The organism is uncultured Rikenella sp., from assembly GCF_947628055.1.
GTDB lineage: Bacteria > Bacteroidota > Bacteroidia > Bacteroidales > Rikenellaceae > Rikenella.
In genome coordinates, this window is record NZ_CANQYJ010000110.1 from 1 (window position 1) to 8,088 (window position 8,088).

Annotated in this window: 6 protein-coding genes; 4 read left to right on the forward strand and 2 right to left on the reverse strand. The window is 59.8% G+C overall.

The window, feature by feature from the left end:
• Positions 1–123: 123 nt before the first annotated feature.
• A complete protein-coding gene (locus tag Q0Z93_RS08845) occupies positions 124–960 on the reverse strand; it encodes a DUF3108 domain-containing protein (protein ID WP_298064653.1) in 837 nt (278 codons plus the stop codon).
• Between the two features lie 42 nt (positions 961–1,002).
• Here Q0Z93_RS08845 and recG point away from each other — a divergent pair, with 42 nt between their 5' ends.
• Together recG and rmuC are read left to right on the forward strand one after the other, a co-directional pair.
• Positions 1,003–3,252 carry an ATP-dependent DNA helicase RecG gene (gene recG / locus Q0Z93_RS08850; RefSeq protein WP_298064656.1) on the forward strand — a complete coding sequence of 750 codons (2,250 nt, stop codon included), beginning with the start codon at positions 1,003–1,005 and terminating at the stop codon, positions 3,250–3,252.
• 252 nt (positions 3,253–3,504) lie between these two features.
• A complete protein-coding gene (gene rmuC / locus Q0Z93_RS08855) occupies positions 3,505–4,866 on the forward strand; it encodes a DNA recombination protein RmuC (protein ID WP_298064659.1) in 1,362 nt (453 codons plus the stop codon).
• Between the two features lie 224 nt (positions 4,867–5,090).
• On the opposite strand, the gene Q0Z93_RS08860 is transcribed toward rmuC, so the two are convergent.
• Complete coding sequence (locus Q0Z93_RS08860) at positions 5,091–5,474, reverse strand: hypothetical protein (RefSeq protein WP_298064662.1); 384 nt, start codon at positions 5,472–5,474, stop codon at positions 5,091–5,093.
• 15 nt (positions 5,475–5,489) lie between these two features.
• Here Q0Z93_RS08860 and ispE point away from each other — a divergent pair, with 15 nt between their 5' ends.
• Together ispE and Q0Z93_RS08870 are read left to right on the forward strand one after the other, a co-directional pair.
• Positions 5,490–6,332, forward strand: a complete 843-nt coding sequence (gene ispE / locus Q0Z93_RS08865) for a 4-(cytidine 5'-diphospho)-2-C-methyl-D-erythritol kinase (protein WP_298064666.1) — start codon at positions 5,490–5,492, stop codon at positions 6,330–6,332.
• A 44-nt stretch (positions 6,333–6,376) separates the two neighbouring features.
• Positions 6,377–7,924, forward strand: a complete 1,548-nt coding sequence (locus Q0Z93_RS08870) for an acyl-CoA carboxylase subunit beta (RefSeq protein ID WP_298064668.1) — start codon at positions 6,377–6,379, stop codon at positions 7,922–7,924.
• The last annotated feature ends 164 nt before the right edge of the window (positions 7,925–8,088 follow it).

The window sequence follows — 8,088 nt, forward strand, 5'->3', positions numbered from 1 at the left end:
AAGGGTACCCGGCAGGCTCAAGAGATGCGCAAGCATCTCAAAAAGTTTTTCTGGTTCTCTTTGTTCACAAAGAGAACGGTACCCTCAAACATAAGGTAACGAAATAAACGAACGGTTAAAAAATTATTTTGTGATACGAGAAGAGAACGGATGGGCCAGGTTTTTCCACCCCGTCAGCGTCGCCTGCACTCTACCCACACGGATCGGCGTTTCCAGATAGATCGGAATGCGGTTCAAATCATCCGAGATCCAGATCAGGAAATCCGTACCCTCCTTGAACGACTGCGCATCTCCCGGAGCCAGCTGGCACGTAAACTTCAGACAGCGCACCGGCCCCGTAGCAGGCGCATCGATAATTTCCCGTCCCAGAAACTCATACTCGACCGTCCGGATCGTATCCACCATCACCAGATTCAGCCGTCCCTTCTCGCCCTTCTGCATACGCCCGATCGACGGCAGACACCGGAGATTGAAAAAATGCGCCACCGGATCGAAATCCGCCGCATTGACCCCCATCGTCCGTCCCCGCTCGTAATCCTTCTTCAGGTTTTTGCCGAACGTATAGACTAAGCCCGCCTTCCAGTTGAACGTCAGGCGGCTGCGATAGCGGTAGCCCCCCTCCTTGATCTCCGCCGTAGCCAGCAGCGGCCGCAACGTCGACTGCTCCAGCCAAGTTTCATACACATCGTCCATCTTGAAGAAAACCGAATAGAACGGCCTCGTCAAGCCATGCGCCCGGACGCGGTAACAAGGAATCCCGTCGATTTTGTCCTCCCGGATCCGAAAATCAATCGTCGCCACATCCGTAGTCAGCAGCGCCGCACTATAGCTGGCCGTATAGTTAAGCTCCTCGTCCACGCGAAAAGCAGGCGTCAGCGGAGCCTGCCCCCAGGCCCGGACACCTCCGGCAGCCAGCAGCAGGGAAACGACGAAAATCGGAATAAGCGGGAATCTTTTCATAATAGGGACAAATATAATCGTTTTTCAGAGCATGCAACCCCCGTGCCTTATTTTTCCGCGAGCTTCCGCAGGACGGGAAACAGCCGAAAAACTTTATCTTTGCTTCGGACGGGAGGAGAGCAAGCCCTTCGGACAGATCGAAAGAACGCCCTCCCCGGGAAGCAGTTTATGGACAGCATACTCGACAGACCGATACAATACCTTCCCGGCATCGGGGAGAAGCGGGCCGAAGTGCTTGCCGCCGAGATCGACGTGCATACCTTCGGCGACATGCTGATGCACATCCCCTTCCGATACATCGACCGCTCGAAAGTCTATAAGATCGCCGAGATCGGCGAAGAGCTTTCCTCTCAATACATACAAGTGCGGGCGCGCGTGCAGGACAAAGGGATCGTCGGTGTGGGAGCCAAGGCGCGGCTGGCCCTGGTCGTGGCCGACGACACCGGCGAGATGGACATCGTCTGGTTCCGCGGCGCGCGGTTCGTGATGAAAAAGCTCGAAGTCGGGCGGGAATACATCTTTTTCGGACGTCCCACGATGTTCAACGGCTTCCCCAACATGGCCCACCCGGAATTCGAGCCCCCGATCGTCGTCGAGGGGCAGGAACCCATCGGCATGCAGGGCATTTACAGCACCACCGAACGGCTCAGCTCGATCGGGCTCGGGACGAAAGCGATCTTCAACGCCATGCGGACACTGTGGGGGGCCGTCAAGGATTATATTCCGGAGACTTTACCCTCCTATTTATTGGAGCGGGAGCGGTTAGTGGGGCGGGCGCAGGCCTTGCACGACATCCACTTTCCGCCGTCGGCCGAGGCACTGAACGCCGCCGTGCGGCGGCTCAAGTTCGAGGAGCTGTTCGTCATCCAGCTGCAGCTTCTGGGGCAGCGGCGCGTGCGGACGGAGAAGATACAGGGCTATGTGATGCCGAAAGTGGGAGGCTACTTCAACATGTTCTACCGCGAACGGCTGCCGTTCGCCCTGACCGGAGCGCAGCAGCGGGTAGTCAAGGAGATTCGCGGCGACATGGTCAGCGGCCACCAGATGAACCGCCTGATGCAGGGCGATGTGGGGAGCGGAAAGACCATCGTGGCGCTGCTGTGCGTGCTGCTGGCGGCGGACAACGGGTTCCAGAGCGCGATCATGGCGCCGACCGAGATCCTGGCCACGCAGCACTACCGGTCGATCCTGAAATTGGTCGAGACCACGGGGCTGAGGGTCGAGTTGCTGACCGGGAGCACGCGCAAGAAAAAACGCGAGGAGATCGCCGAGGGGCTCCTCTCGGGCGAAATCGACCTGCTGATCGGGACCCATGCGCTGATCGAAGAAGGGGTGCAGTTTGCGCGGCTCGGGTTCGTGGTGATCGACGAGCAGCACCGTTTCGGGGTGATGCAGCGGGCCAAGCTGCGGTTCAAAAGCCGGGAATTGCCGCCGCACGTATTAGTGATGACGGCCACGCCGATTCCGAGAACCCTGGCGATGACCCTGTACGGGGATTTGGACGTGTCGGTGATCGACGAACTGCCGCCGGGCCGCAAGCCGATCCACACGTCCCACGCGCGGGAGGCGCACCGGATGCGGCTCTTCGGCTTCCTCCGGGAACAGATCGCGCAGGGGCGGCAGGTCTACATCGTCTATCCGCTGATCCAGGAGTCGGAGACGCTGGATGTGGCCAACTTGGAGGCGGGGGCGGAAGTCATTGCACGGGAGTTCCCGCCGCCGGAGTATACGAGCGTGGTGGTGCACGGCAAAATGCCGGCCAAGCTCAAGGACTACGGCATGGAGCTTTTCAAGTCGGGGCAGGCGCAGATTCTGATCTCGACGACGGTGATCGAGGTGGGGGTCGATGTGCCGAACGCCACGGTGATGGTGATCGAGAGCGCGGAGCGGTTCGGCCTCTCGCAGCTCCACCAGCTGCGGGGACGGGTCGGCCGGGGGGGCGGCCAGTCGTACTGCATCCTGATGACGGGCGACAAACTGACCGCCGAGGCTCGCCGCCGCATGGAGGCGATGGTCTCCACCACGGACGGGTTCCGGCTCTCGGAGCTGGACTTGCAGCTGCGCGGGGCGGGCGACATCGACGGAACGGCGCAGAGCGGGCAGGGAATCGAAATCAAGGTCTCGAATCTGGCGAAAGACGGGGCTATATTGGAGTATACGCGGGGGGTGGCGGAACGGATCCTGGAGGAGGATCCGCAGCTCCAACGGCAGGAGAATGTCCTGCTGGTGGCGGCGCTGGAGCGGCTGAACCGGAAAAAGAAGGCCGACGTGGATTTAAGTCAGATCAGCTGACCCGGCCGAGCGCTGTTGAAACTTCGGGGCGAGCCTATCGACCGGTTCCGTCAGCGCATCGGGCAGGAGGGGGCCGAGCGCAGGGTGCCGGATCGCGTTTTCCGACACCGAACAGCCAGGGAGTTGCCGTCCGGGCAAGCGGCGGAAACCGTTTGCAGTGGCAGCCGGCCTTTTTTCGTGCCGCTTTTCAGCTGCCGGGCATGCGGGCTCCGGTTTGTTTCTTAAATTTGTGCTACGGGAGACTGGGAAAATATGCAAATCGTACCGATTATACTGATCGTCGTATTGGCGGCCGTGGCGGTCGCCTTGTTGTTTGGGCTCCGTACGGAGCGGGCCGCCGCCCGGCGTACAGCCGCTGAGGCGGAGTGCCTGCGGAGCGACAGGGATCGGCTCCGAACCGCATTGCATCAGACCGAGACGGAGCTGATCGAAAGTCGTGCCGCGGCCGACCGCGAGGTAGTGAGATTGCAGGCCGAGGCGGACAGGCGGCTGGCCGAAGCGCAGGCGGAGATACGCATCTGGTCGGAACGGTTCGAGTCACAGCAGGCCGAACGGGAAAAGCTGCAAAAGCAGTTCGCCGACCATTTCCGCAACTTGGCCAACGACATTCTGGAGGAGAAGACCAAACGGTTTACGGATACCAATCAGAAGAATATCGGCGAGTTGCTGCGCCCGCTGGGGGAGAATATCGACCGGTTCCGCCAGCGCATCGAACAGGAGGCGGCCGAGCGCAAGGTGCTGGAAAACGAGATCCGGCAGTTGCACGAGATGAGCAACCAGGTGAGCCGCGAGGCGAACAACCTGGCGTCGGCGCTGCGGGGCAACAGCAAAACGCAGGGCGACTGGGGCGAAATGATCCTCGAGACGCTGCTCGAAAGTTCGGGGTTGCAGAAAGGGATCCATTTCCGGGTGCAGGAGGATTTCCGCACCGAGGAGGGTGCGCATGTGCGTCCGGACGTGGTGCTGGTGCTGCCGGGCGACAAGCAGATGGTGATCGACTCGAAGGTGTCGCTCACGGCGTACGCGAGTTATGCGGAAGCGGCGGACGAGGCGGACGATACTGCCCGGAAGGCGGCGCTGGCGGCCCATGTGGCTTCGGTGCGGCGGCATATCGACGAGTTGGCTGGCAAGAGTTACCAGAAACTGACTTCGGCTTCGCCGGATTTCGTCATTATGTTCGTGCCGAACGAACCGGCGTTCCTGCTGGCTTTGCAGTGCGACGCGAAACTGTGGGACGATGCGTACCGTAAGAAGGTGATCCTGAGCAGCCCGACGAATCTGTTTGCGATTCTCAAGATCGTGGATGATTTGTGGCGGCGGGATAATCAGGATCGTTACGCCTTGGAGATCGCCCGGCAGGGCGGTGCGTTGTACGATAAGTTTGTGGGGTTCGCGGAGAATTTCTTGGCGGTGGGGGATGCGCTGGAGCGCACGGACAAGGCTTATCGGGCGGCGCTGGGCCAGCTCCGGGAGGGGAATGGCAATCTGGTGCGTCGGGCCGAGTCGTTGCGCAAATTGGGTGTCAAGGCTTCCAAAAAGATGCCGGCGGCGCTGGCGCCGCTGGATGGGGGCGAAGAAAATGCGGAACTGTCGGAGGAAACCGAGGGGGAATAGTAAGGGAGGCAGCCCCCGTTGTCCCGTTGTCCCGAGTGGTAAGAGCATTTTCATCATTTCGGTCACAGCCTGCGGATTGGGGGTAGTTACGGCCCGGTTCGGGTACCGGGCGGCACTGCCCGCCCGGCGTAAGGGCAGTACCCTCCGGTTAAGGCAGAGCAAACACCCGGCTCGCGTGCTGAGCAGCACCGACACCGCGCGCGACCGCTGGAGTAGGAAATCGTTCAAAAGCAATCCTTGCTTTTGAACAGGATTTCCGCCAGCGCGCGGAACAAATATAGTTTCGGGTCGCAGGCTGCGGAATTGGGTAGTTCCAGCCCGATTCGGGTGCCGAGCGGCACCGGACTTCCCGCGGGGTGTTTGTTCTTTTTAAGAAACTTTTTGCAGCCCTCCTGCCGGGCGGGCAACGAAGAAACAAAAAACTTCTTTGGTAGCAAAGAATGTAGAAGCCCCGCCGGCTTGAGGCAGCTAAGAAAAAGTGCCTGCCCGGCAAGAGGGCAGCGAAGAAAACTTCTTAATAAAGAACAACCGCCCCGCCGGCTTGAGGGCAGCGAAGAAAAGGTCTTTTTTAAAAGAAAAACGCCCAGCCGGCAGAGACCCTCCCACAAAAAACATTTGTAAAGATGATCCTCTTCCCGAACTGCAAAATCAATCTGGGGCTGCACATCACCGCACGCAGACCAGACGGATACCACGATATAGAAACACTTTTCCACCCCGTGCCCGGACTGTGCGACGCCGTGGAAATACTGCCCGGAGAGGGCGCTGCCGGCGACCAAGTCATCTTTACCTCCTCCGGATTGACAGTCGACTGTCCACCGGATAAAAACTTGTGCGTCAAGGCCGCTGCACTGCTGCGGGAGGACTTTCCCGAACCTTTTGCAAAAGCCGGAGGCGTGCGCATCCACCTGCACAAACACATTCCGTTCGGGGCAGGGCTGGGCGGCGGCTCGGCCGACGCCACGGCAGTGCTGGCCGGCCTCAACGAAATGCTGACGCTCGGTCTTACGACCGATAGGCTCGTGCCCTATGCAGCCCGGTTGGGCAGCGACACCGTGTTCTTTCTTCACGACACACCGATGCTGGGGACAGGGCGCGGCGAACAGCTGACCCCCTTCCCGGATGTCGACCTCAAAGGGTTGTGGCTGCTGCTGGTCAAGCCCGACGCGGGGATTTCGACCCGGGAGGCATATGCGTCGGTGACACCCCGCATCCCTGCCGTGCCGCTGAAAAATATTTTGCGGCTGCCGGTGGAAATGTGGCGCGAGCGGCTGGTCAACGATTTCGAGGAGCCGCTGCTGCGCAGGCTCCCTGTGCTGGCGGACATAAAAACGAACCTGTACCGCCGGGGAGCGGTATACGCGGCATTGTCAGGTTCGGGCTCGACCGTGTTCGGCCTGTTCCGCGAACAGCCGCGGACGGAAGACTGGAGTGTGAACTATTTCACACATATCGAGCGGCTGTAAACGGGAAAATGTTATATTTGCCTGAACTTTAACCTAAACTACTTATGGCAGTAGATAATAAAATTCTGGATCTCAAGCAGAGGAAGGAAAAGGTCTACAACGGCGGCGGCATGAAGGCCATCGAAAAGCAGAAAGCGATGGGCAAAATGACGGCGCGCGAGCGCATCATCGCCCTGCTGGATGCAGACTCCTTCAATGAATACGACATCTTTGTGGAACACTCCGGCACGGAATTCGGCATGCAGAACAAGGAGCTGCCAGGCGACGGGGTGATTATCGGAACGGGAACCATCTGCGGCAATCCGGTAGCGGTCTTCGCGCAGGACTTCACGGTGGCGGGGGGATCGCTGGGGCTGATGCACGCCAGGAAAATAACCAAGATCATGGACTATGCGCTGAACATGCGGATCCCGCTGATCGGGATCAACGACTCGGGCGGGGCGCGGATTCAGGAGGGGGTCAATGCGCTGGCGGGCTACGGCGAGATATTCTTCCGCAATACGATGGCCAGCGGGGTCATTCCGCAAATTTCGGTCATCCTGGGGCCGTGCGCGGGCGGGGCGGTCTATTCGCCGGCGCTCACGGACTTCGTGTTCGTGGTGGACAAAATCTCGAAAATGTTCATCACGGGGCCGGAGGTCATCAAGACGGTGTTGGGCGAGGAGATTTCGATGGAAGAGCTGGGCGGCGCGCGAGTGCACTGCGAACAGACGGGAAACGCGCACTTCTTCGCCTCTTCCGAGGCGGAATGCTTCGATCAGATTCGGAAACTCATCACGACGATTCCGGCCAATAACACCAAGCCAGCAGAACGTCTGCAAACCGTTGAGCCCAAGAGCGACACCTATAAGATCGGAGAGATCGTACCGGCGGATCCGGCGCAGCCTTACGATGTGCGGAATATCATCCGGGCGGTGAGCGACGGCAGCGAGTTCGTGGAGGTGATGGAGCTGTTCGCGGCCAATATCGTGGTGGGCTTCGGGCGCATCAACGGCGAGACGGTGGGTTTCGTGGCCAACCAGCCGCTGGTGATGGCGGGGGTGCTGGACTGCGACAGCTCGGACAAGGCGGCGCGGTTCATCCGTTTCTGCGACAGTTTCAACATCCCGCTGGTGACGTTAGAGGACCTGCCGGGCTATCTGCCGGGGGTGGATCAGGAGCATGCGGGGGTCATCCGTCACGGGGCGAAGCTGCTGTATGCCTATTCGGAGGCGACGGTGCCCAAAATCACGGTCATCCTGCGGAAGGCGTATGGCGGAGGGTATATCGCCATGAATTCCAGGCATTTGCGTGCTGATTTCGTGTTCGCGTGGCCGCAGGCGGAGATTGCGGTGATGGGGCCGGAGGGGGCGGCGAATGTGATCTTCCGCAAGGAGATCATGGCGGCGGAAGACCCGGAACAGATGCGGCAACTCAAAATCCAGGAGTACAAGGACAAGTTCGCGAATCCGTATGTGGCGGCGGCGAAGGGTTATATCGATGCGGTGATCGAGCCGGCGGAAACGCGCCGCTGTCTGATTCACGCGCTCCGGGTGGCGCAGCACAAGACGGTGCTGCGGCCGGAGAAAAAACACGGGATTCCGCCGTTTTAACCGATCTTTTATTAGTACGTACCCGCATAAGAACTGTTCTCTTTGTGAACAAAGAGAACCAGAAAACCGACGCAGCAGCCGAGCGCTGTCGAGCTTGCTCGAATGGCCGAGGCGCCAGGAGGAAGGCGAAGCCAAACTTTTTGAGATGCTTGCGCATCTCTTGA